The organism is Anaerostipes sp. PC18, assembly GCF_039789045.1.
Taxonomy (GTDB): Bacteria; Bacillota; Clostridia; order Lachnospirales; family Lachnospiraceae; genus Anaerostipes; species Anaerostipes hominis.
Genome location: NZ_CP121164.1, coordinates 771,050 through 794,785, shown reverse-complemented (window position 1 = coordinate 794,785; position 23,736 = coordinate 771,050). Strand labels below are relative to the sequence as shown.

Below are 23,736 nucleotides of genomic sequence, written 5' to 3'. Positions count from 1 at the left end.
TATCAACTTCCTAATTTAGGATTAACAGCATTAATTCAGCTTTCAAATTGCACTTAAAGAGGGATGTAGCTTATAATTTTCACAATAAGGAGGAAACATCATGGAAACAACCAGAAATTCAAAAAAGAAACTTATTATAATTGGTATTGCTATTATTTTAATTGCAGCCATCGGCGTGTGGTATTTTACATATAAAAAGCCATATGACAGCGCCGTCAGTAAATATAATGCTGCTGCCGAAAAAATACTTAAGGAAAACACCAACCTTGATAAAAGTATAAATGAAGCTCAGAAGCTCATTGATTCAAAAAAGCAGCCGTTGGAAGAATCCGTTTTAGTAAGTACAAAAGAGTCAGTAAAAAAGGCTAAAAAGGTAAAAATGAATGTTCCTGATGCCCCAAAAAAGATAAACGATGTGAAAAAGGAAACTAAAGTTTTAGAAAAGGGGGTCGACTATTCCAAGCAATTAGCTGAATTGCAAAAAAATACACAAATGCTGGACAGAAGCATAAAACAGTTAGTTCAGGTAACGAACCCATCTCAGGAATTTGTGCTAAAAGCATTAAAAAATATAAAATCAATTAACGATGTAAAGGCTGTAACAGAAAAGAATGATCCAAACGGTAATTTAAACAAGGCAGGTGGCTACACCGCAGCAATCTATTTTTCAAGTTCGCAGGTTGACCATTCTTTATTTAGCGGAAAAGATTCAATAGATAACGGAGCCGACGGGGGTGGATGCGTAGAGGTTTATAAAACAAAAAAAGATGCAGAAGCCCGGAACAAATATCTTGCTGCTTTTGATACAGCAGGAATGATGAACTCCGGATCACATAGCGTACTAGGAACTATCGTGGTAAGAACTTCTTCACAATTAACTGCGACACAACAGAAAAAATTAGAAAAGAGCATCATAGATAAACTGATAGAATTATAAACAAAAACCGCCCGGCTGCAACCGGACGGCAACTACATAACTCCGAAGAGATACGCTTATACTTCAAAAATATTGTATCATCTTCGGGCAGCTGTCACAATCGGAACGTTTGTTCACGGATGGCTGTTATTTTTGTACACTTTTTTAAGGAGGATGATAAGATGGCAACAGCAAAATACAAGCGGGGAGCGGACGGATATTTTAGTACGAACGTATGGGACGGGACATACACAACGGGAGGAAAGAAGCATCAGAAGCACTTGCGATCTAAAAAGAGCAGCAAAGACTTAGAAAAAAAGGTTAAAGAATTTGAGGACAAAGTTAAAAAACGAACGTCTATAAGAAAATCTGATGTAGCGTTCCTGGAATACTCCAGGATGTGGAAAGACGTATATAAGAGCCAGCGGGAAAACGCCACAAAGGAAATGTATGAGAATATTATAGAAAAGCATTTTGTCTCGCTTGGAAATGTCCGTCTACAAGACATAGATAGGATACATTTACAGATGCTTTTAAACAATGCAGAGGGAAAAACCAGGACGCAACAGCAGATCTATATGACGTTCCGGCAAGTCCTAAAGTCTGCGGTTGCAGATCACCTGTTTCCAGCAAACGTCTATGAAGATCTCTTTAAGAATATTGAGTCTATAAAATATAAGGCAAAGGAAAAACGTCCACTAACGGAGTACGAACGGAAAGCTGTTTTTAAGGCCGATTTTGACGAACAGGACAAAATATATGTCTATGTTATTTTCGGCTGCGGATTACGGCGTGAGGAAGCCATAGCGCTAACGATATTTGACGTGAATCTGAAACAAAAAGAAATTTCTATCACTAAGGCCCACTCTCTTGCGCATGGATCCCCGGAAGAGAAAAAACCGAAGTCCGACAACGGTTATAGAACTGTTCCCATACCTGCTGCCATATTCCCGGATGTGGAGCGGTACATACAAAAATTAAAGGCATCCGGTAAGACATACATGTTTACGATGCGGAACGGTCGACCCATTACAAAAAGCAGCTATGACAAAATGTGGGCTAGGATCTTAAAGCGGATGCAAGAAGTATCCAAGGAAGAAATATCCGGATTAACTTCACACGTGTTCCGGCATAACTACTGCGCAAATCTCTGTTATCAGATCCCGAAAATCTCGATCAAGAAAATTGCACAGCTTATGGGAGACACGGAGGCAGTTGTTCTTAATGTGTATAACCATATCATCTTGGAAAAAGAGGATGCCGAAGCAGCGGTAAACGATGCCATGGGCAGGTAGAAAAAACGGAACAAAAATGGAACATTGGAACACGGATGGAACATTTATATTCCATTACTTCCCTCTAAAATCGGTTACTTTAAAAACACATAAAAATAGCGCAAACACCGATAAATACAGTGTTTGCGCCACTTTTTTATAATGAGCGTGCGGGGATTCGAACCCCGGACAACTTGATTAAAAGTCAAGTGCTCTACCACCTGAGCTACACACCCTGATTATGTTATTTTTAATTCTGATGGAACTGGGCTAGCTGGATTCGAACCAGCGGATGCAGGAGTCAGAATCCTGTGCCTTACCACTTGGCGATAGCCCAACAGCTTTATTAATATACCACGGAATTTCGACAAGCGCAATGGTTTTTTATATTTTTTTTAATTTCTTTTGTTCTTGTATGCCGAATAAAAAATGTTGTAAAACTGTCCTATTTAGTTTTACAACATTTTCTTTCAGCATTTTTTTATTTTACCGTTACGCTGACCTTTTTATACTTTCCATTTTCACTGATCACATAAATTGTTGCCTTACCGGCTTTCTTTGCCCTGATCTTTCCCTTATTATTTACTGCTGCCACAGAACCTTTTGATGTAATGTAACGTATTTTGCACCGTGATTTTTCGGCTGTTTCCTGCCAGACGGGACTTTGACCTTCGCTTTAATAACGGCTGTCTTTCCCTTTTGAAGTTTCATTGATCTCTTCTTTACAGAGACAGAGGATGCATTTGCATACTGGGAACTAGCCCTCATCAATACATGTGCCGTATTAGATTTTCCAATGTTCTTTTACTTTTTGTTCACATTTTGATATGGTCTTACATAAAACTTATAGGAACCGTTGGATTTCAGTTTCCGTTTTCCGACTTTTAGGGTATTACATACTGCAGGATGCCACAATCTTATAGTTATCTGGTATATTGTATTTATTTTCCACAGGCTCGAGATTCCAGCTGATCTCACATAAGGTCTCCCTCATCACCTTTTTGCAGTAAAGCATGACAATGCCCGCATCGATTTGTTCTTCGTAGAGATTGGTCTCCTCATCGTCCCTGACCGTAAGGATCAGCAGTCCGCCGTCAATAATGAATCTCCACGGCTGGCGGTTCAAAGTAGAAGGCGCCATTCTTGCATAATTTAACGGTTCATAAACAGCCCGGCTCACAAGCTCATCCACTGTTGCCTTATTATCCCATGTATCAATAAAAACGATCTCTTCTAAAGGCATCCTTGGGGATGTAACGCTGTCTTTCACCTGGAAATCCGCATTGGCATATCCTTTTCCCAGTGTGACATTCCCTGTAACCTTTTTAAACCGCTTCTTTCCGTATCCTAATGCCATGATCGCCACCACTTCTTTATCCGTGACAATGTTCAGCTTTTCAATGACTGTATGGCTGTCTTTAAAAGTAATCCAGCAGGAATCCACTCCCAGAGAATGAGCTTTAACAGAGATAGATTCACCCACATATCCGCCGTTTTCAATATAATGATCCTTTTTCTCTGACAAAACGATCATATAATGCGGCGCATTGATCAAAATCCCTTTATACCCTGCATACCCATCCAGCTGGCGGTAAACGGTATCATTATCCATGAACCGAATATCGATCTCAATACTGTCATCCAGACGCTCACAGGACTGGGCAAAATCCCGGATCTTCTTAATTGTACCGGCATCGACTTCCTTCTCTTTATAATCCCTGACGGAGTTCTTGCTTTCAATCAAATCTTTATATTCCATAATCATACAACCTCCCTTATCCAGTAAAAACATCTTCCTGCTACTTGTTATATTATACCTTATCGCGCAAAGCGCGTCCACCCGAGAGACATATTCCACATAATTTCCGTTCGGCTCTTAGAATGCCTCGCTCCAGTCATGTAGAAAATGGATATAGTGTCTGCCGCAGAAGACGGCCTTACAAACTGCCCTCCATCGGCTTAAAAAGGACAGGTGGATCATTTCTCCATCTGCCCTTTATATCTATTCTTCTAAATAAGATTCTATGACTTTTACCGCTTTGTCTATGCCTGTCCGGCCGGTGTTGATGACCAGTTCATAATTGCTCGGATGTCCCCACTTGATTTTTGTGTAGTAGTTGTGGTAAGAAGCCCTCTCCTTATCCACCTTTTTCATGAGACGTTTCGCCTCCCTCTCAGAGACGTTCTCCGTCTCCATGATCCTCTGAATCCGCACTGCCTCAGAGCTGTGGATGAAAAAAGAGTGGCAGCCGGGAATTTTCTGAAGGATAACATCCGCACACCTCCCCACAAAGATGCAGGACTTCTCCTGCTCTGCGATCTGGCGGATGGCAATGGACTGGATGATAAAAAGCTTCTCAGGTGTCAGGATACATTCATCCATCGGTGTCGTGGCTGGGTGCCCAATGGGTACCCCGAAAATATATGCATAGTCACCGGTTTCTTCCCTGCGGCTGATATATTCTTCCGATACGTCCGCCATCTTAGCCACTCTGGCGATCAGCTCTTTGTCAAAAAACTTTATACCCAGATCTTCTGAAAGCTTCTCCGCAATTTCATGGCCTCCGCTCCCGTACTCCCTGGAAATACATATGATCGTATTCGGTCTCATATCATCTCTCCTCTCTGTATCATGTTCAGTGTTCTACATAATAGGAAATTAGATCCACTGCGTTTTCCATACCCAGTTTGCCCATGTTAAGAACCAGGTGATAGTTACTCGGATGTCCCCACTTGATTTTCGTGTAATAGTTGTGATAAGAGGCTCTCTCCCGGTCAGTCCTCTTGATCAGTTTCCCTGCTTCCTTTTCTGTGATCTGCCGCAGTTCCATAATTCTCTGAATCCTGTCTTCGAGCGGACTGTGGACAAAAACTGAAATGCACTCTGCCTGATTCTGCAGGATAACATCCGCGCATCGTCCCACAAAAATACAGGAGCCTTCGTCTTTTGCCATCTGCCGGATGGCAATGGACTGAAGGGCAAACAGCTTCTCCGAAGTGACTACAAAATCCCTTGTAATGTCCGTTGCAACATGTCCAGCCGGCATCACCCCCAGAAACCCCCGGAAGTCTCTGGCCTCTCCCTGTTCTTCCACGAAGTCTTCAGGCACATTGCCAAGTTCAGCTACCTTTGTTATGATCTCGCTGTCGAACAGCTTGATCCCCAGCTTCTCTGACAGATGTTCTCCCAATTCATGGCCTCCGCTTCCGAATTCCCTGGAAATACATATGATCCTGTTCTCTTTCATAAACATCACTCCTTTGCTCATAAACAGTGATTGCTAAGACCAATATCTTATCTACATTATACCATGATAGAGCAAAAAAAACATAAAAAATAGAAGGAATTGTTCTTTTATAAAAACAATCCCTTCTATTCTCTTCCTATATAACAGCGATATGATAAGTTTCCAGCCAGTAGTTGACCTGAAGCATAAACGCCACCATCTGCGGTCCTGCCATCAGCTGTCCATACCACGGCTTTCCGTAGTCCGATGGACTCTCTAAAAATTCTTCCGTTTTCTTTTTATCGATCAAATCCCGGATCGGAGCGTTTGGATCTGCGATCACTTCCCGCAGCCGGTCTCCCAGCATTTTTTCATATTCAGGATGATAAGTTTTCGGATACGGACTCTTCCTCCTGTATAATACTTCATTTGGGAGGTCTCCTTCGCCCGCGGCCCTTAACAGGCCTTTGACCACACCACCCGGACATTTCATTTCCCACGGCACGTTCCACATATATTCCACGATTCTGTGGTCGGCAAACGGTACTCTGGCTTCCAGCCCGGAATACATGCTGGTGCGGTCCATCCGGTCCAGAAGTGTGACCATAAACCATTTAAGATTAAGATAAGAGATCTCTCTCCTCCTGCTTTCTGTTGGATCTTCTCCAAGTAGCCTTGGGGTTTCCCCGATTGTCTTTTCATATGCCCGCCGTGCATGGGCTTTCAGATCCACCGCCTGAAGCACATCGTCGCTTAACAGAGCCTCCCTGGGCTCCATATCCATAGACCACGGAAATGCATGGGCCTCAAAACACTCTTTTTTATGAAACCACGGGTATCCTCCGAAAATCTCATCCGCACATTCTCCGGTCAAAGTAACCTTCTTTGTCTCGGCGACTTTCGAACAGAAATAGAGAAGGGAAGACTCCACATCAGCCATGCAGGGAAGGTCTCTTGCGTCTACGGCGCTGTATAGGTTCTCAATCTGCTGCTCGTTATTACATTCCAGGTAAGTGTGATTCGTTCCCGATGCCTCTACCATGCGGTCTACCCAAGGGCGGTCCTGGGACGGCTGAAAAGAATTGGCCTTAAAATACCGGTCATTGTTTACAAAATCAAAAGAAAAGGTATTCAGCTGTTTCCCCTGTCTGTCAAGCTCTTTGGCACAGATGGCTGTCACAAGACTGCTGTCCACCCCTCCGGATAAGAATGTACAGATTGGGATGTCTGAGAGCATCTGCATCTTTACCGCATCATGGACCAGATAAGACAGTTTCTCTACTGTCTGATCATAAGATTCTTCATGAGGCCGGCTCTCAAGCTTCCAGTAGATGTGATCTTTCAGCCCCTCCGTACTGTACTCAAGAAAATGACCCGGCAATACTTCTGAAATGCCTTTGAATACTCCTTTTCCATAGGATTTTGCCGGTCCCAGTCCAAAAATCTCACCGAGTCCGTCCCCGTCTATGACCGGTTCTATCCCCGGGTACTGAAATATACCCTTGATCTCGGATGAAAATACAAGGGTCTGGCCGGAAAAAGCATAAAACAGCGGTTTGACCCCAAGCCGGTCTCTGAACAAAAACAGCTTCTTTTCCGCAGAATCCCAAATGCTGACCGCAAAAATGCCGTTCAGCTTCTCCACAAAGGCCGGTCCGTGAAGGATGTACCCCTCCAGGATCACTTCCGTATCGCTCGCTGTCCTGAAGATCGCCCCTTCCTTTTTCAGCTCCTGTTTCAATTCCTTCATGTTATAAATTTCACCGTTATACACAATGACAAACTTACGTCCGGATTCCTCTCTGACCATGGGCTGATGACCGGTGTATAAGTCAATGATCGAGAGACGGACATGGGCCAGGCCGCATCCGTTTTCCAAAAACGTTCCCTGATCATCCGGGCCCCGGTGCTTCTGTACCCGATTCATACGGTTCAGAATATCCTCCCACTGCCCTTTCTTTTCCAGATACCTGTTATGAGGATTACAAAATCCCGCAATACCACACATATGTGCCACCTCTTCAACTATTTTTCATGCAGGCCCCGCGGTGAAGCATCACCGGGAGCCTTACGTTCTATCCCCGGATAACCGGCTGATATTGTCTGCCTTCCAGCGCTTTTTCCACCGTCGGGATCAAAAGGCTGGTATCGGCGATCATGGAGTTCGGTTTTTTAACCGGATCATCCTGCCCAAATGGTACAAAATAAATATTTTTCATATTCATCAGGGCTCCGATGTTCTTCATATTTATTCCCAGAGCGTCATTGGTTGATACAGAAATCACCAAAGGTTTATCGTTCCTTAAATGGGCTTTTGCCGCCATCAGGACCGGTGAATCTGTGATCCCGCTGCACAGCTTTGCAAGCGTGTTTCCTGTACACGGGAAGATCACCAGGATATCCAGAAGACTCTTTGGACCGATCGGTTCCGCCTGGGCAATCGTTTTCATCGGGGTAATCCCAGTGATCTTCTCTGCCCTCTCTAAGAAATCCTCTGCCTTTCCAAATCGGCTGTCTATGCTCTGTGCGGCCCCGGAAAAAATGGTCTGCACCTGTGCTCCTTCTTCTGCCAGCTTCTTAAGCTGGATAAAAATTTTTTCATATGTGCAGAATGAGCCAGTTACGGCAATTCCTATTTTCTTTCCTTTTACACTCATCATACATCCCATTCCGTAATCATTGTTTCTGTCAGAATGGCAGCTGCTGAACACGCTGCATACTTGCCGGGAATTCCAAGACATTGTTTTGCATTGATCCCCAATTCGTCTGCCGCCCTGAAATCCACGCCTCCCGGTGCAGATGCAATATCCACGATTAACGCCTCTTTTTTTACCTGTTCCAGACGTTCTCTGTCTAAAATCATGGCCGGAATCGTGTTAAAAATAAAATCAGCCTGAGAAAGCTCTTCCTTCAGCTCATCGAGAGAGACTGCTTTCATTCCAAAGGACTCCGCCAGGGCACGCTGCTCCTTATTTCTTGCGGCTGCCGTTACTTTGGCTGACCAAAGCTTCAGCTTTTCTGCCAGGACGCTGCCGCATCGTCCGAAGCCTGTCACCAGACAGCGGCTTCCCTGTATCTGAACAGGAGAGTCAAAAACAGCTTCTGCCACAGCCCCCTCGGCAGTAGGCACGGCATTTTTTAACGCCACTGAGTCCAATTTCATAAAGTCATGGACAGCAACTCCCGTATTCATGCAATAGTGGCAGAAGTCATCCGGAATACAACCCGCAAAGATCTTCTGCCCTTTCCTCAGATGCCGTTTTACATCCTCTATTCCGAAGTCAGCACAGCATTCCATGGAAACCAGGTTTTCACGGTCTTTGGAAAAAGGAATCGGGCCAACCAGGATTTCTGCATTTTCCACAGCTTCTTTCATGGAAGAAGCCTGCACCTCCCCGGATGCGATCCCATAGGTAATCACAGAATAGCCTTTAAAAGCAAGCTGCTTTGCCATATAAAACTGTCTTAAATCACCGCCAAGCACTGCAAAATCATACATTTTACCGCTCCTTTCTGCTGCCATCTAATGATAGTATATGAAATTTGTCACAGAGTTGCTTCATTTTCTCCAAATTTTACAGACAAATGACGCATGTTCCAGGCACTACCGACGGGGCAACAGAAAAACACGTTCCGGTCGTTTCAGCGGATGACCGCAAGATCAGCGTAAAGGTCGGAGAAGCCGAACACCCTATGATGGAGGCTCACTACATCATGTTCATCTGCATTGAAACCAGCCGTGGCCACCAGATAAAATATCTGAATCCGGGTGAAAAACCGGAGGCAGAATTCCTTCTGGCAGACAGTGAGGAATTTATTGCCGCATATGAATACTGCAATCTCCACGGACTGTGGAAAGCATAAAACCGGACATAATAAAAGAGGCATCTCTGATCTTCTCAGAAATGCCTCTTGCTTTATGTCTCTTAATTTAAGACTACCCTCATATTAATTCTTTATCCTTTGTAATTAGTCCTCAAAACGGACTAGATGACGATTAGAAAGGCCAAGGCCATCTCATGCATGTCATTGTTTTATCCCCCTTTATACTGCTTTGCTTTCAACAATTATCTCTGTAACAATACACACTATAAAAGGTCCTATTCCTTGTTTCAATATATCTGCGGGGAACGACTTGATATTCGAATAACCGTCATCTTTTTTTCCATTAAATAGTATCCAGAAGAATAATTTTTACATGAAATCTTCCGTTTTCAAACCGGAAGGAAACATCTCCGTTATACTTTTCGGCGATCTCGATCATATTGCGGCTTCCGATGCCGTGCTTTTCTTTGTCATGTTTTGTAGTTTTCAGCCGGCCGTCTTCTATGATCACCGGCTTCATGGTCCGGTTGCTCTCTTCCAAAACTAAATGATGCCCGTTGAGTTTGACCGTGACATCAACGGTCTTGTCATCCATATCCCTGACGGCTTCCGCCGCATTTTTGAGAAGATTGGAAAATAAAATACAGATCTCTGCATTGGTCATGTTAAGCCTGCTTGGAATCTTTCCTTTCCAGCTGAGCTCGATCTTCTCACTCTGAATGATGTCATTTACCACAATATCAACCACATCATTTCCCGTGGAAATGAGAATATTCAAACGCTTTATATTTCCGGTCAGTTCACGCAGATAATCTCTCGCACTGCCGTACTCTTCTTTTTCAAGAAATCTGCTCAGGCATGCCAGCTGGCTTTTCATATCATGTCTGATCTTTTTGGTCGTCTCCTCCTTTTGAAGGAGCAGTTCATAATACTTTTTCTGTTCATTTAACAGCCGTTCGTTCCACAGCATCTGCTGTTCAAACTGTTCCTGCTCCTGTCTGACTCTGCAGATCCGGTATATAATACTGCTGATTCCAAACAGCATCAGAAGAAATCCAAGCAGGATCTCCAGTCTCTTGCCGATGGATGTCCAGTTCTCAAACCCTTCCGACAGAAAAGGACCGGTACAGGCGATCACTCCTACCAATACCATGGCTCCCAATGCCACATCGCTGTATGTATATTGGATCTTCCTGACCTCAAATCTCTTCCGGAGCGCAATGATAACAATCAAAAGAAGAAAACTGAAGACTTCCTCTACATCGGCGAAATGATTGCTGTTATAGGCTGTCTGGAAATCCATCTGTGCAAAAAAGATAATAAACAGTCCGATCAAAAAATCCATGATTGAAATTCCAAGCCAGGTAAACACTGACAGGAAAAACTTATTAAAATAAATCCATGCCGACAACATAATGAACAGCACAATAACTATATTCACGGGAAGCTGGTACTTAAAGCTTACCAGCACTCCCAAAACCGCCGGAATCTGAAACATCAGCACCTGCCGTTTCCGCACCGGTTCGATCCCTAAAATCCCCCTCATGATCAAGATCATCTTCCAAAGTTCAATGGCGTACACATACACCCAATATAATCCTTTCACTTTTCACCCTCACTGCCCATTTTCCATATGGGTTCATTAAATCACCTTTGCATATTTGGTTATATACTCAAAATAGTGTTTCTTGACTTCCTTCTGTTTCCTCTTGGAAATCTGAAATTCCTTTCCGCAGAACAGCACAAGCCGTTCTTTATAATAATGCTCTACGAATTGGAAATTAATAATGTATCCCTTGTGGATCCGCTGAAACCTCTCATCCAAACACCCCTCAATCTTTTTCAGAGACAATCTCACGATCAGATGCCCTCCCACAAGAAACACCGCTATTTCATCGCCCAGAGCTTCGATCCATCGAATCTCCCGGAAGAATACGAATCTGCTCTCCTCCTTTCCTTCCAGCACAATCCCTTCATTGTCGTTCATATCTTTGAGCGCATCTTCCAGCGCCTCCAAAAGCTCCTGTCCGCTTCCACTTTTATACAGATACCTGAATGCCTGAACCTTAAAAGCTCTCTGGACCCATTCATCATGGCTCGTTATAAAAATGATCTTTCCGGGTCTCTGAAGGTTCTTCCACTCTTCCGCAACAGAAAATCCATCCATATCCGGCAGTTCCACGTCGAGCAGGATGATATCGAACTCATCCTCCGAAGAAAGCAGAGCTTTTCCCCTTTGAAAACAGAAGATTTGTGCCTTTTGATTTCTGCACTCCAGGAACCGGAGGCATTCATCTTCCAAGATATCCAAATAAGTCTGTTCATCGTCACAGATTGCTATTTTTAACGTTCTCTCCATCCTCAGTCCTTTCTATATTATAAAACGTAAAATATAATCATATTTTACCCCTTTCCCACGCCAAATGCAAAAAAGAACAGGCATGTGCAATAAAAAATGCATCATGCCTGCTTTTTTAATTATGATAAATATTTGTCTGTGCTCCGGCAGATTCTGGGATTACATTCTCTAAGGATGTTGTCTCTGCTGATCAACAACAAAACCCGCCAAGCTTGTGGTCAGTATAGAACAATACCGTATGATCGTCAAGCATATTGGTGGAAATCCAGATATACGTTCTAATTTCCTGATAACCGTTCCATTTTTTACATTATATTACTTGTATTATTTGCTCTGATATCCTTCCGGATGTGTGCTGTGCCACTTCCATGCACTCTCAATGATCTCATGAAGATCCGCATGTTCCGGCTTCCACCCAAGGACTTTCTTTGCCTTCTCACTGGATGCGATCAGCACTGCAGGGTCCCCGGCCCTCCGGCCTTCTTCCACTGCCTTGATCGGTTTTTGCGTTACCTCTTTTGCAGTCTCGATCACCTCTTTGACCGTAAAGCCGATTCCATTTCCGAGATTGAAGATATCACTTTCATTTCCTTCCATCAGATATTTTACCGCGAGGATATGCGCTTGTGCAAGATCCGTCACATGAATATAGTCCCTGACGCAGGTCCCGTCTTTGGTCGGATAATCGGTTCCGAAAATACTGATCGCTTCTCTTTTTCCGTTCGGCACCTGAAGGATCAGCGGAATCAGATGGGTCTCCGGATTGTGGGCCTCGCCGATCTCTCCGCTTTTATGGGCTCCGCATGCATTAAAATAGCGCAGTGATACAAACCGGAGTCCGTGTGCTTTGCCCACCCATTTGAACATCTTTTCCATGGAGAGCTTTGTCTCGCCATAAGTATTGGTCGGCTCTGTCCGGTCTGTCTCCAGGATCGGAGTCTTCTCCGGTTCTCCATAGGTCGCCGCCGTAGAAGAAAAAACAATCTTATCGATGCCGTGTGCCACCATAGATTCCAGCATGGTCTTTGTGCCGCACAGATTGTTGTCATAATATTTCAGCGGATTCGTCATGCTCTCACCTACGAGTGAGTTTGCCGCAAAGTGGATGACCGCATCGATGCCGGTCTCCTGATCCAGAACGCTGTCCACAAATGCCCTGTCTCTTAAATCTCCCTGATAGAATTTGGCTTTCGGGTGAACCGCCTCTTTGTATCCGGTCTCCAGGTTATCAATGATCACAACGTCTTCTCCCGCATCAGTCAGTTCATAAACCGTATGGGACCCGATGTAGCCTGCTCCGCCTAATACTAAAATCTTCATATTTCATTCCGCCTTTCTTACTGCTGATCCAGTGTAAAAATGAATCTCTCAAACTGTTTCCTGCCCTTTTCGGTGCATTTATAAACTCCTGCATCCTCAAGGACTTTTACAAATATCTGTCCGATCTCTTCTTTCAGGATATCCATGACATTCTCTTTGTTGATCTCCTTATATTTTGGCACAAACTGCTCCGCCCAGTCAACATGCTTTCTAAGACATTCATATTCTTCGATCGGAGTTTTACATACAAGGCACTCCGCAAGAAGCTCCATTTCTTTTTTTAATCTGGATGGCAGCACCGCAAGACCCATGACTTCGATCAGACCGATATTTTCTTTCTTAATATGGTGATATTGTTCATGAGGATGAAACAGCCCCAGAGGATGTTTTACAGTCGTGATATTATTTCTCAATACGAGATCCAGCTCATAGGTCTCCCCGGTCTTTCTCGCAATCGGAGTGATGGTATTGTGCGGTTCCCCGCCGGTCTGTGCATAAATATGGGCATCCCCGTCGCTGTATTCCCTCCATACTTTTAGGACATGATCCGCCATATCAATCAGCCGATTCTCGTCCTTTGACCGGATTCGGAGCACTGACAGCGGCCAGTTTAAGATTCCCGTCTCCACATCCTCAAATCCCTTGATCGTATAATGTTTTTCGATCTTCGCATCTGCCATGGCAAATTGATAATGTCCGCCCTGGAAATGGTCGTGTGACAGGATGGAACCTCCCACGATCGGAAGATCTGCATTGGAGCCGAGGAAGTAGTGAGGAAACTGTCTGACAAAATCAAACAGCTTCACAAACGCCGTCCGGTCAATCTTCATAGGCACATGCTCTCCGTTAAATACGATACAGTGCTCATTGTAATAAACATACGGTGAATACTGGAATCCCCATCTGCTGCCGTTGACTGTAACCGGAATGACTCTGTGATTCTGTCTCGCCGGGTGATTCATGTGCCCTGCATACCCTTCATTTTCCATGCACAGCTGGCATTTGGGATAACGGCTCTGCGCCGCATTCTTTGCCGCGGCAATGGCCTTCGGGTCCTTTTCCGGCTTGGAGAGATTCACGGTAATATCAATGATTCCATATGGGCTGTCTACGGTCCACTTCCAGTCCTTCTTCACACGGTATCTGCGGATATAGTCTGTATCCTGACTGAACTTATAGAAAAATTCGGTGGCTGCTTCCGGACTTTTTTGATACTTCTCCCGGAAATCCCGTATCACCTGGCTTGGCCTCGGCACCAAAACACCCATGAGCTTTGTGTCAAACAGATCTCTCGTCACGACATCATTGCTCTTTATAATATAACGGTCATATGCCTCATCCGTCAGTTTTGTCAGGATTTCTTCCAGATTGATCTCCCCGGCAGGTCTTTTGGGCTCCTCGTAATCATCCAGCTTAAAGATCTCCAGATACTGATTGATCGTGTAAATCTTGTCCTCCGGTTCGATCAGTTTTTTATCGAGCCCATACTGTACTAATTTTGCAATATATTCATCAATCATCTTCCTGCACCTCGAATTTAAAAGCGGTAAACACTGCATAACTGCCGCCTTTTCTGAGGATCACCTGTGGCTTTTCCTCAAGATTGACAGCATTTGGCATGAACTGGGTTTCCAGGCAGACACCGTCCCTGTTTACGTTGACTCTTCCCTCTTTCCCCGGCAAGCCTCCTTCCAGAAAGTTTGAAGTGTAAAGCTGTACGGTCGGAAGGTTCGTGGAAACTGTCACTTTTCTCCCTGTTTCTTCATGAAACAGCGTGATCTGGTCTTTCTGCCCGCTGAAAACAAAAGCGTGGTCATACCCTCCTGCAAAGTTAAGCTGTTCATGATCTTCATCGATCCGTTCCCCGATCCTGTGGAATTTTCTGAAATCGAACGGGGTGCCGTCCACGAAGAGTTTTTCGCCGGTAGTACATCCGTCCTGGTCTACACAGGCAATCTGAGCTGCTTTTATTTTCAGCTTATGGTCATAAATCTTTTCTTTTCCTCCGGACAGGTTAAAGTAGGTGTGGTTGGACAGATTTACAATCGTGTCCTTGTCGGTTGTTCCGTAGTAAACCATGGTAAACGTATTTCCTGTCAGTTCATAGGAAACATGTATCTTCAAGTTTCCAGGATATCCTTCTTCCATATCTTTTGACAGATAGGAAAAGATCACTTTATGGTCCCGGATCTCATAATCCCAGACTTTCTTATCGAACCCTTCTGTGCCTCCGTGAAGATGGTTCGGTCCGTTATTGACCGGCAGATGATACTCCTGTCCGTTAAGGGTAAACTTTCCGTCTTTGATCCGGTTCGCCGCCCTTCCTAGGATTCCTCCGATATATTTGTCATCCTCCTTATAGTCTTCTATATTTTGAAGTCCGAGCACAACATCGTCTATATTTTCTTTGTTGTCTTTCATCCAGACCGAAAGAATGTGGCATCCCAGATTTGTAACTCTCACTGTCAGATCCTGATTCTTCATCTCAATGATGTCAATGCCGTCTTGTCGCTGTTCGATCACTTTCATCTCCGCCATTGTCCTGTCTCCCTATAAAACTTTCATTCCGCCGTATTTGCGGACTTTCAAAATATGGCACGCTTCTTCTCCAAATACACTGTCCATGGTTTTCTGATACAGCGGAACGATCTCATCCGGTACAAAAGCCTGAATGGTTCCTGCAAAGCCTCCCCCGTGGACACGGCTTACACCTCTGTCTTTCAGTATCACATCACTGACTGCAAGTCCGATGGAAACACTCTGGTTGTTCACCTGGTGATTGGAATATACGTTTTGTAAATACTTGAAAGAGGAATCTCCTGAATCCTTCACCAGTTTTTTGAAGACCTCGAATTTTCCCTGTTCCAGGGCCTCCGCCTCTTCTTCCACCCTCTTATTTTCCTCAAACAAATGCATGGCGCGGAGCACGGCCCGGTCCCCAAGGATTTCACGGATGGCCGGTATATTCAGATAAAAGTCGGTCTTGTCTACTTTCCGCAGCACATCTTCTTCAAAATAATGGGCCACCTGCTTCATTTCAGACGGAATCATGGCATAGTCCTCTGTCAGATCCGCATGGGACCCTCTCGTATCCACAATGCAGAGGCTGTGTCCAAAACCTTCAAAGTCAACTTTTACCTGCTTTACTTCCGGCTCCTCCGGATTTTCAAAATCAATATAGATCATTCCTCCCACCGAAGACGCCATCTGATCCATCAGGCCGCATGGTTTCCCAAAATATTCATTTTCTGCATACTGGCCCGCCTGGGCTAAGAACACCGGGTCCAGTTTCATCTGATTGTACAGTCCGGACAGGATCGTACCAATCAAGGTTTCGTAGGCTGCGGAGGAAGACATTCCTGCGCCGATCAGCACATCACTGGTGATATATGCCCGGAAACCTCCTATCTTATGACCTTTCTGTTTCAGCCTGGCGGCAACCCCCCTGATTAGTGCCAGAGAGGTTTCTCTTTCATCCTCTTTGGCAGGCAGGTCGTTTAAACCGATTTCCATGCGCTCATATCCGTCAGATACTATCGTGATCTTCTCATCTTCTGTCCTGGCAGTCACTGCAATGGCATCCAGGTTAATAGACGTTGCAAGAACCTTACCATATTGATGGTCCGTGTGATTGCCCCCCACTTCACTTCGTCCCGGTGCAGAATAGATCTCCACTTCCTCTTCCCCGAATATTTCTTCATACTGATTCAGTGCTTTTATGTATCTTTCTCTCTGATATTCCAGCACACTGTCATCTACATAAATATCTTTCAACAGACTCTCATAAGTTCCTTTTTTAAATTCTTTGATCAACACACTTGAATCTTTCATCTTTTCACCTCCGCAGAATGTCAGGCTTCTGCGTTAAATCTCCTTTCCTGTATCGTTTCTATAACCTTTTTCATAAAACTGTCGCTGAGCTTATATGCATTTTTATAAATGACATATGCAGTCAGCATTGAAAGCGCAGGCGCGGCACACATCAGTATCCGTATGGAATTCATGGTCAGCATACTCTGGTCCGGGCTGTTTGGTATGTATCCCGTCTGCTCATGGCAAATCTGTGATACCCGATATAACCTCCTCCCAGAGCCCCAATGATCTACACTCCGAAACCGGCAATGATCAGGGATTGTCCCAGACTGGCAAAAATACGCGGAAGGACGGAAACCACTTCCCTCTCTCTGCCACTATTCGTTTCCATACATCAAGCCTCCTATTTCATATCTTAGTTTCGTTCCTATGTCTATATAGTAATACTGTTTAGTAAATATTTCAACTATATTTTACTTAATTATTTACTAAATTTATTCACTATATTTTAGTAAATTATAATAAAAAGATTTTATTTTCATTTACAGATATGGTATACTTGGAATAAAAAAGAGTTGGAATTAGATGCTAAAGGAGAATTCATATGGCTACCATTAAAGATATCGCTGAAAAAGCAGGCGTATCATCCGCCACAGTCTCCCGTATTTTAAATCAGGATGACACCCTGAGCGTCACTGATGAGACAAGAGCCAGAGTTTTAAAGATTGCAGACGGTCTGAACTACAGAAAAAAGGGGAAAGGAACAACGAAAAGGACTACCATTGGAGTGTTCCAGTGGTACTCCCTGTTTCAGGAATTAGAAGACCCCTACTACCAGAACATCCGCGTAGGGATCGAGAAATACTGTGCAGACCAGAACATTGAAGTCATCCGGGCATTCCAGAGTGATCCGGACTATTTAAAAACATTAAGCGGTGTGGACGGCCTGATCTGTATTGGAAAGTTTGCGCAAAAGGATATCAAAGCCTTTGAGCAGCTTACGGACAATATTATTTTTATTGATATGCGCACTTCCAGGATTTCCTTCAATAACATTGTACTGGATTTACACCAGTCTGTCATAGATGTGATTGATTACTTTGTGGAACTCGGACACACAAGGATCGGTTATCTGGGCGGAAAGGAATACATCGACGAGGATACCGTCTATTTTGAGCAGCGGAAAGAAACGTTTATCAATTACTGCAGGAAACTTGAACTCTGTTATGAACCTTATGTTATAGAGGAAGAATTCAGCGCAGAATCCGGATATCAGATGATGAACAGACTTATAGAATCTGGAAATCTGCCTACTGCAGTTTTTGCCGCCAGCGATCCAATCGCGATCGGCGCCATGCGCTCCCTCTATGAACATGGGTATAAAATTCCCGACGATATTTCGATCATCGGCTTTGATGATATCAGTGTGGCCGAATTTTCCAATCCTCCGCTGACTACGGTCCATGCTCCTTCAGAGTATATGGGGGAATATGCAGCAAACTTTGTGGCGAAACTCTATAACGAAGTGCCAAGCGAATACAAGACACCGGTGCGCCTGACACTGCCGTGTACACTGATTAAAAGGCAGACCTGCGGAAAACCCCGCGGAGAAAAATAAAGAATTTTATTTTAATCACTAAAAAAGACACTGGCAGATGAATGAGGTGACCCCTAAAAGTTAGACTTTATTGCGAAGTGGAAAATCCACTTCGCATGTATCAGTCGTAATCTTCTGGTGTGGGATTTTCGTATCAAAACGTCTCCGTAATCTGTTCGGAGCCACTTTTCCAATCCGTCCTTTATATGAGCTATACTTACGGCTTTTTCTGGTAAAGGAAGTAATTTCCATGCTTTTTCCTCAAGCTCTTTATTAGGATTATCTCTCTGGAATCTTTTTTGCCAGTACATATAGATTGCTTTCGGAAACCCAACAACAGCGAGAATATCTTTTAATTTGAAGTCTCCTCGGAGGCTGTGGATGATTCTCGCTTTTTTTTCAGAAGAGCTTCCTCCTCTAAACGCAGCCTCCTCACATCTTTTAAATAGGCATTCTCTATTCGCAGTTTTAATAATTCATCTTCGAGCTGTTTGATATGTTCAGCACTTGTATCTACAGGAGTAGTATCTAGCACGGACTGCATTTGCTTTTTTCTGGAACGCATCAGGCCTTCACAGCCAAACGCATCATATGAATGAACCCAATTTAAAACCTGACGCTTATTTGTAATTCCATACTTTTGAGCAAGAAAACAATAGCTACCCTCCCGGCGATGATATGCTTCAACTACTTTCTTTTTTAGCTCAAGGCTATATTTTGCCATAATAAAACCGACCTCCAATCGTTAGATTTTTGGTCTAACTTTTGGGGGTCGGTTCAGAATTTTTTCATCCGTCAATGTCTTTGTTAACTATTTTATATGCATCGTCTGTGAGCTCAAAATCTAATCCGTCACTGACATAAACATTTTTTTGTTTATCCACAAAGATCGCTTTTGCTCCGTACTTTTTCAACAGTGAACGGCTTTTTTCCGGCCCCAGCACAAAACATGCGGTGGACAGCCCGTCACTGGCAATACCTGAACTGCACACAATGGTACATGAGGTGATCTCTGTCTGTGCCGGATATCCGGTCTTCTCATCTAAGATGTGGAAATACCGTTTCCCTGTCTTTTTATCAATAAAATATTTTTCATAATCACCGGAGGTAGAGATGAAGGTCCCGCCTTTTACGCTAAGCCCTCCAATTGTCTCCCCCTGCTTTCCGTCAGGGTTCTGTATCCCGACTTTCCAGTCCTCCCCGCCGGGCTTTTCTCCATAAACAGCGATGCTTCCCCCAAGAGCCACCATGGCTCCGGTAATTATCTTTTCTTTTTTGAGAAACCTCATGGCTTCGTCGGTTCCGATCCCCTTCCCGAAAGCTCCCAGATCCATTTTAATCTCTCTCGCTTTTCGCACGGTTTTCTGCTTTTCATTCAGTTTTACATGCTCATATGCATTGCTGACGATACCGTCTTTGATCAGCGCTTTGATCTTATCAGCATCGGGTACCTTTGGATTCTCGGATTCAAAATCCCACATTCGAGTGAGGCTTCCGATGGCCGGGTCCGCAGCGCCTTTGCTGTCTTTGGCAATCTGAAGAGACTTTTTCATCCAGGTAAACAGCGGCTCCGGGACATCCGCCACTCTTTGATTCCCTTGATTAAGCTTTGCCACGGCAGAACTGTCCTTCCTCCAGGACAGCTGCTCTGTCTCCAGCTTCTTCATCTTCTCCATCATCTCTTGTTCAGCCTCAGAAAGATCCGGGCTTCTCCCATATAGTGTCGTATTGGTCACTGTCCCCATGGCATAGTCTACATGGGAATATTTCTGTATCTCTTCTTTCTTCACACAGCCTGATGCCATGACCGCCGTCAGCACAAATACCATGACCGCACATAATTTTTTTTTCACATCTTTCCTCCTGTAGGAGTTTTTTATCACTATTTCCGTCACACTTTAAAATACGTTCCTCCAATAGTGATAAAAAACTATCATTGGATAGCTCCTTTTGCTAAATGGATACTTATTCAGTAAAAATTACGTACATTTTCTACTGAAATAAGTTTGCCGAAACCTTCTTTACCAGCCCCGCCGTCAGCACTCCGATCGCAATGCCGGCAATGGTTCCGGTGACCAGCAGTATCGGCGTATAATAATAAATTCTTACATTCTCCATCAGGCACACTGCAACACTGAGCTGCCCGAGATTGTGTGCTACTCCTCCGGCAACGCTGAGTCCCACTGCCGAAAATCCCCCGGCTTTTTTCAGAAGCGCCATGAGAAAGATACTCAAAATCCCGCCCGCCAGGCTGTAAACAATCGTCATCGGATTCCCAAAAAGCATTCCTGCCAGAAGAATTCTCAAAACGGAGATAAACAGCGCCCGTTTCCACCCGGTAAAAAAGAGAAGAACCATAATGACTCCGTTGGCAAGCCCGATCTTCACTCCGGGAATCCCTACAGGAATCGGAAGGAGTACCTCTATATAAGAAACAACGATGGCCAGTGTCAGAAACATGCCATCCACAGCAATCCGCCTGGTCATTGGTTTTTCTCCTTAGATTGTAATTCCGTCATATTCTTTCTCCTTGGTTCCGTCTTTAATTTCCACTACGAGTTTATGAGGCAGGCAGACAATGGTTTCCCCGGTTTTATCGATGGCTTTATGCTTTCTGCATATCTGATCAGGGCAGTCTGCCTCTGTGACTGAGGCTTTCCCTCCCTGGATGCGGACTACATTGGACCCGTTCCTGCTCTTTACCGTATAGACCGCATCCTCAGAAAGGCTGTGGCTCCAGACTTCCTTTCCGTCCACAGTCACCACTGCCTTTTCCCCGTCCTGCTTCACAAGAGACAGGAATAAAAATCCCACCGCTGCCATAAAAAGAACTACTCCGATCAACACGATATCTCTTCTTTTCATGAATTCACCTTAATCTGCCCAAGGACCTCACCGATTGGATCTGTAATGCAGAGCTCTGCCTGCCGGTCTCTGGATGTGGCATCCCTGTTGATGAGCACCAAATGCTCTCCGCGGAAATAATCGATCATGCCCGCCGCCGGATACACTACGAGAGAAGTTCCACCGATGATCAGCATATCCGCCTTAGAAATCGCATCGATGGCTCCCCTCATCACGGATGCATCCAGTCCTTCTTCATATAGTACAACATCCGGCTTCACCAGTCCTCCGCATTCGTCGCAGTGCGGCACTCCCTGTGCTCCGGCCACATAGTTTACATCAAAAAACTTATGGCATTTCTGACAGTAATTTCTGTGAACACTTCCGTGCAGCTCAAATACCTTCTGGCTTCCGGCTTTCTGGTGCAGACCGTCGATATTCTGAGTGACAACCGCCGTGAGCTTTCCAGCCCTCTCAAGCTCTGCAAGCTTTAAATGGGCAGGATTCGGTTCGGCATCCGGAAATATCATTTTCTTCTTATAAAAATCATAAAATTCCTCTGTCTTCTGCACAAAAAATGTATGGCTGACAATCACCTCCGGAGGGTATTTATAAGTTTGATGATAGAGTCCGTCCGTACTTCTGAAGTCAGGAATATCACTTTCTGTGGATACTCCTGCCCCGCCGAAGAAAACAATCCTGCTGCTCTCATCTATCATATTCTGAAGTTGTTCAATCTGGTCCATGGCAATTATCTCCTTGTATCTTCAAATAGGGTTAAAAGACAAACAAAACGGTAATAAAAAAGCCGCTTATTTTCTGTTCTATTTTACAGTAAATAAGCGGCTCCGTCCAGTTTAACCAATCTCTTTCAATAAATTTACCATTTCAATCGCTGACAGTGCACAGTCATACCCCTTGTTTCCGGCTTTCGTACCGGCGCGCTCAATGGCCTGCTCGATATTTTCCGTGGTCAGTACACCGAACAGCACAGGAATCTGACTCTCCATAGACACGTGAGCGATACCCTTGGATACCTCATTGCACACATAATCATAGTGGCTGGTAGATCCCCGGATCACGGTTCCCAGACAGATTACAGCGTCATATTTCCCTGATCCCGCCATCTTCTGTGCGGCAACAGGAATCTCAAATGCCCCAGGCACCCAGGCAACAGCAATATCGTCTTCCTTCACGTCATGGCGGCGCAGGCCGTCCAATGCCCCAGAAAGCAGCTTGGATACGATAAACTCATTGAATCTGGCGGCGACAATGCCGACTTTCATCCCTTTTGCGACTAATTTTCCTTCTAAAACATTCATCTTTTATCTCCTCTTTCTTATTTATTTGCAGCTTAATAAGTTAAATAATGTCCCATCTTTTTCTGTTTTGTCTTCATATAAAAAGAATCATAATCTGTGAGCTTGATCTGGATGGGCACTCTCTCTACGATTTCCAGCCCGAAATCACCCAGACCTTCGATTTTCGTCGGATTATTTGTCAAAAGTCTCAACTTAGACGCACCCAGGTCTCTCAGAATCTGTGCTCCTATGTAATATTCCCGTTGGTCTTCTTCAAATCCGAGAGCCAGATTTGCCTCTACCGTATCCATTCCCTGGTCCTGCAGAGCATAGGCCTTCAGTTTGTTGATCAAACCAATGCCCCGGCCTTCCTGTCTCAGATAGAGCAGAATTCCCCGGCCTTCCGCTTCGATCTGTCTCATGGCCGTGGTAAGCTGATCTCCGCAGTCGCACCTTAACGAGCCAAAGGTATCTCCCGTCAGGCACTCGGAATGTACCCGGCACAATATCGGCTCCCCGTCATCTACATTTCCTTTTACTAAGGCGACATGATGTTCGCCGTTTAGTTTATTCACATAACCGTAAGCCCGAAACTCTCCATACTTGGTGGGCATCGGCGTCTCCGCCTCCCTGCTCACGAACACTTCATGTTTTTTCCGGTAATCCTGCAGTGCCTTTATGGTGATTATCTTAAGGCCGAACTTCTCTGCCAGTCCCATGAGTTCTGTGGTACGCATCATAGTGCCGTCTTCCCTCATGATCTCACAGCACAGACCGCTTTCTTTTAAACCTGCAAGCTTCATAAGGTCCACTGTTGCCTCTGTGTGACCGTTCCGCTCCATAACACCGCCCGGCTTTGCGATCAGCGGAAACATGTGTCCGGGGCGCCTTAAATCCTCCGGTCTGATGCCGTTCTCCATACATTTCAGCGCTGTGACAGAACGTTCCACTGCTGAAATTCCCGTGGTGGTTTCCACATGATCAATACTCTCTGTAAATGCAGTCTCATGGTTATCTGTATTCTTGGTTACCATTGGAGACAGTCCAAGTTTCTCTCCCATAGCTGCACTCATGGGCATACAGATCAAACCTTTTCCATGGACTGCCATAAAATTAATATTGTTAGTATTCGCAAACTCAGAGGCACAGATAAAATCGCCCTCATTTTCCCTGTCTTCATCATCTGTTGCAATGATGATCTTCCCCTGTCTTAAGTCTTCCAATGCTTCTTTAATCGTGCTGAACTTCATGTTCTTTCCT

At 44.5% G+C, this 23,736-nt stretch carries 24 protein-coding genes, 2 tRNA genes and 1 pseudogene; 4 read left to right on the top strand and 23 right to left on the bottom strand.

The features are described from left to right. The first annotated feature begins 100 nt into the window (after positions 1-100). Positions 101-937: a hypothetical protein gene (locus tag P8F77_RS04340; RefSeq protein ID WP_347256349.1), complete on the top strand. Its 837-nt coding sequence runs from the start codon at positions 101-103 to the stop codon at positions 935-937. 161 nt (positions 938-1,098) lie between these two features. Continuing rightward, positions 1,099-2,211: a tyrosine-type recombinase/integrase gene (locus P8F77_RS04335; RefSeq protein ID WP_347256348.1), complete on the top strand. Its 1,113-nt coding sequence runs from the start codon at positions 1,099-1,101 to the stop codon at positions 2,209-2,211. A gap of 142 nt (positions 2,212-2,353) precedes the next feature. Here the strand turns inward: P8F77_RS04335 and P8F77_RS04330 are convergent. From P8F77_RS04330 to dpsA, 9 genes are all read right to left on the bottom strand, one after another. Then, positions 2,354-2,426: transfer RNA gene (locus P8F77_RS04330), tRNA-Lys, on the bottom strand. 29 nt (positions 2,427-2,455) lie between these two features. Beyond that, a tRNA-Gln gene (locus P8F77_RS04325) sits at positions 2,456-2,527 on the bottom strand. A gap of 144 nt (positions 2,528-2,671) precedes the next feature. Further along, a complete protein-coding gene (locus P8F77_RS04320; RefSeq protein WP_235824619.1) occupies positions 2,672-2,785 on the bottom strand; it encodes an Ig-like domain-containing protein in 114 nt (37 codons plus the stop codon). A 297-nt stretch (positions 2,786-3,082) separates the two neighbouring features. Continuing rightward, positions 3,083-3,949: a nitroreductase family protein gene (locus P8F77_RS04315; protein WP_024728370.1), complete on the bottom strand. Its 867-nt coding sequence runs from the start codon at positions 3,947-3,949 to the stop codon at positions 3,083-3,085. A 243-nt stretch (positions 3,950-4,192) separates the two neighbouring features. Continuing rightward, positions 4,193-4,801: a cytidylate kinase-like family protein gene (locus P8F77_RS04310; protein ID WP_024728371.1), complete on the bottom strand. Its 609-nt coding sequence runs from the start codon at positions 4,799-4,801 to the stop codon at positions 4,193-4,195. 25 nt (positions 4,802-4,826) lie between these two features. Continuing rightward, positions 4,827-5,438: a cytidylate kinase-like family protein gene (locus P8F77_RS04305; protein WP_024728372.1), complete on the bottom strand. Its 612-nt coding sequence runs from the start codon at positions 5,436-5,438 to the stop codon at positions 4,827-4,829. Between the two features lie 136 nt (positions 5,439-5,574). Further along, positions 5,575-7,425: an asparagine synthase (glutamine-hydrolyzing) gene (gene asnB, locus P8F77_RS04300; RefSeq protein WP_024728373.1), complete on the bottom strand. Its 1,851-nt coding sequence runs from the start codon at positions 7,423-7,425 to the stop codon at positions 5,575-5,577. Positions 7,426-7,492: 67 nt separating this feature from the next. Next, complete coding sequence (locus tag P8F77_RS04295) at positions 7,493-8,074, bottom strand: dipicolinate synthase subunit B (RefSeq protein ID WP_024728374.1); 582 nt, start codon at positions 8,072-8,074, stop codon at positions 7,493-7,495. Continuing rightward, positions 8,074-8,916 (bottom strand): dipicolinate synthase subunit DpsA, encoded by an 843-nt coding sequence (gene dpsA / locus P8F77_RS04290; RefSeq protein ID WP_024728375.1) that lies wholly within the window; start codon positions 8,914-8,916, stop codon positions 8,074-8,076. The genes P8F77_RS04295 and dpsA overlap by 1 nt, the downstream gene beginning before the upstream one ends. Before the next feature lie 104 nt (positions 8,917-9,020). Between dpsA and P8F77_RS04285 the strand changes: the two are divergent. Continuing rightward, positions 9,021-9,281: pseudogene (locus P8F77_RS04285) on the top strand (desulfoferrodoxin family protein); the annotation flags it as partial. A 304-nt stretch (positions 9,282-9,585) separates the two neighbouring features. Here the strand turns inward: P8F77_RS04285 and P8F77_RS04280 are convergent. The 7 genes from P8F77_RS04280 to P8F77_RS04250 all read right to left on the bottom strand — a co-directional run bounded on the left by P8F77_RS04280 (position 9,586) and on the right by P8F77_RS04250 (position 16,934). After that, positions 9,586-10,848, bottom strand: a complete 1,263-nt coding sequence (locus P8F77_RS04280; RefSeq protein ID WP_148460117.1) for an ATP-binding protein — start codon at positions 10,846-10,848, stop codon at positions 9,586-9,588. Positions 10,849-10,884: 36 nt separating this feature from the next. Continuing rightward, on the bottom strand, positions 10,885-11,601 hold the full coding sequence (locus tag P8F77_RS04275) for a LytTR family DNA-binding domain-containing protein (RefSeq protein ID WP_227032333.1): 717 nt from the start codon (positions 11,599-11,601) through the stop codon (positions 10,885-10,887). A 324-nt stretch (positions 11,602-11,925) separates the two neighbouring features. After that, positions 11,926-12,921 (bottom strand): UDP-glucose 4-epimerase GalE, encoded by a 996-nt coding sequence (gene galE / locus P8F77_RS04270; RefSeq protein WP_024728379.1) that lies wholly within the window; start codon positions 12,919-12,921, stop codon positions 11,926-11,928. Between the two features lie 17 nt (positions 12,922-12,938). Next, positions 12,939-14,441 (bottom strand): UDP-glucose--hexose-1-phosphate uridylyltransferase, encoded by a 1,503-nt coding sequence (gene galT / locus P8F77_RS04265; RefSeq protein ID WP_024728380.1) that lies wholly within the window; start codon positions 14,439-14,441, stop codon positions 12,939-12,941. Further along, positions 14,434-15,459: an aldose epimerase family protein gene (locus P8F77_RS04260; protein ID WP_024728381.1), complete on the bottom strand. Its 1,026-nt coding sequence runs from the start codon at positions 15,457-15,459 to the stop codon at positions 14,434-14,436. The genes galT and P8F77_RS04260 overlap by 8 nt, the downstream gene beginning before the upstream one ends. Before the next feature lie 12 nt (positions 15,460-15,471). Then, positions 15,472-16,752, bottom strand: coding sequence for a galactokinase family protein (locus P8F77_RS04255; protein WP_024728382.1), 1,281 nt, complete (start codon positions 16,750-16,752; stop codon positions 15,472-15,474). Positions 16,753-16,772: 20 nt separating this feature from the next. Continuing rightward, complete coding sequence (locus P8F77_RS04250; RefSeq protein ID WP_347256347.1) at positions 16,773-16,934, bottom strand: hypothetical protein; 162 nt, start codon at positions 16,932-16,934, stop codon at positions 16,773-16,775. Between the two features lie 404 nt (positions 16,935-17,338). Between P8F77_RS04250 and P8F77_RS04245 the strand changes: the two genes are divergently transcribed. Continuing rightward, positions 17,339-18,352, top strand: coding sequence for a LacI family DNA-binding transcriptional regulator (locus P8F77_RS04245; protein WP_024728383.1), 1,014 nt, complete (start codon positions 17,339-17,341; stop codon positions 18,350-18,352). A gap of 331 nt (positions 18,353-18,683) precedes the next feature. On the opposite strand, the gene P8F77_RS04240 is transcribed toward P8F77_RS04245, so the two are convergent. The 7 genes from P8F77_RS04240 to P8F77_RS04210 form a co-directional block, all read right to left on the bottom strand. Further along, positions 18,684-19,055, bottom strand: coding sequence for a helix-turn-helix domain-containing protein (locus P8F77_RS04240; RefSeq protein ID WP_024728385.1), 372 nt, complete (start codon positions 19,053-19,055; stop codon positions 18,684-18,686). A gap of 64 nt (positions 19,056-19,119) precedes the next feature. Further along, positions 19,120-20,184, bottom strand: a complete 1,065-nt coding sequence (locus P8F77_RS04235) for an FAD:protein FMN transferase (RefSeq protein WP_235824618.1) — start codon at positions 20,182-20,184, stop codon at positions 19,120-19,122. Between the two features lie 139 nt (positions 20,185-20,323). After that, positions 20,324-20,818 (bottom strand): Gx transporter family protein, encoded by a 495-nt coding sequence (locus P8F77_RS04230; RefSeq protein ID WP_287520048.1) that lies wholly within the window; start codon positions 20,816-20,818, stop codon positions 20,324-20,326. A 12-nt stretch (positions 20,819-20,830) separates the two neighbouring features. Beyond that, the gene (locus P8F77_RS04225; RefSeq protein WP_024728388.1) at positions 20,831-21,196 is read right to left on the bottom strand and encodes a NusG domain II-containing protein; all 366 of its coding nucleotides are present in this window, start codon (positions 21,194-21,196) and stop codon (positions 20,831-20,833) included. Further along, the gene (locus P8F77_RS04220) at positions 21,193-21,921 is read right to left on the bottom strand and encodes an NAD-dependent protein deacylase (RefSeq protein ID WP_024728389.1); all 729 of its coding nucleotides are present in this window, start codon (positions 21,919-21,921) and stop codon (positions 21,193-21,195) included. Before P8F77_RS04220 ends, P8F77_RS04225 begins: the two co-directional genes overlap by 4 nt. A 111-nt stretch (positions 21,922-22,032) precedes the next feature. Then, complete coding sequence (ribE, locus tag P8F77_RS04215; RefSeq protein ID WP_024728390.1) at positions 22,033-22,497, bottom strand: 6,7-dimethyl-8-ribityllumazine synthase; 465 nt, start codon at positions 22,495-22,497, stop codon at positions 22,033-22,035. 32 nt (positions 22,498-22,529) lie between these two features. After that, positions 22,530-23,726, bottom strand: a complete 1,197-nt coding sequence (locus P8F77_RS04210) for a bifunctional 3,4-dihydroxy-2-butanone-4-phosphate synthase/GTP cyclohydrolase II (protein WP_287520045.1) — start codon at positions 23,724-23,726, stop codon at positions 22,530-22,532. Between the last annotated feature and the right edge of the window lie 10 nt (positions 23,727-23,736).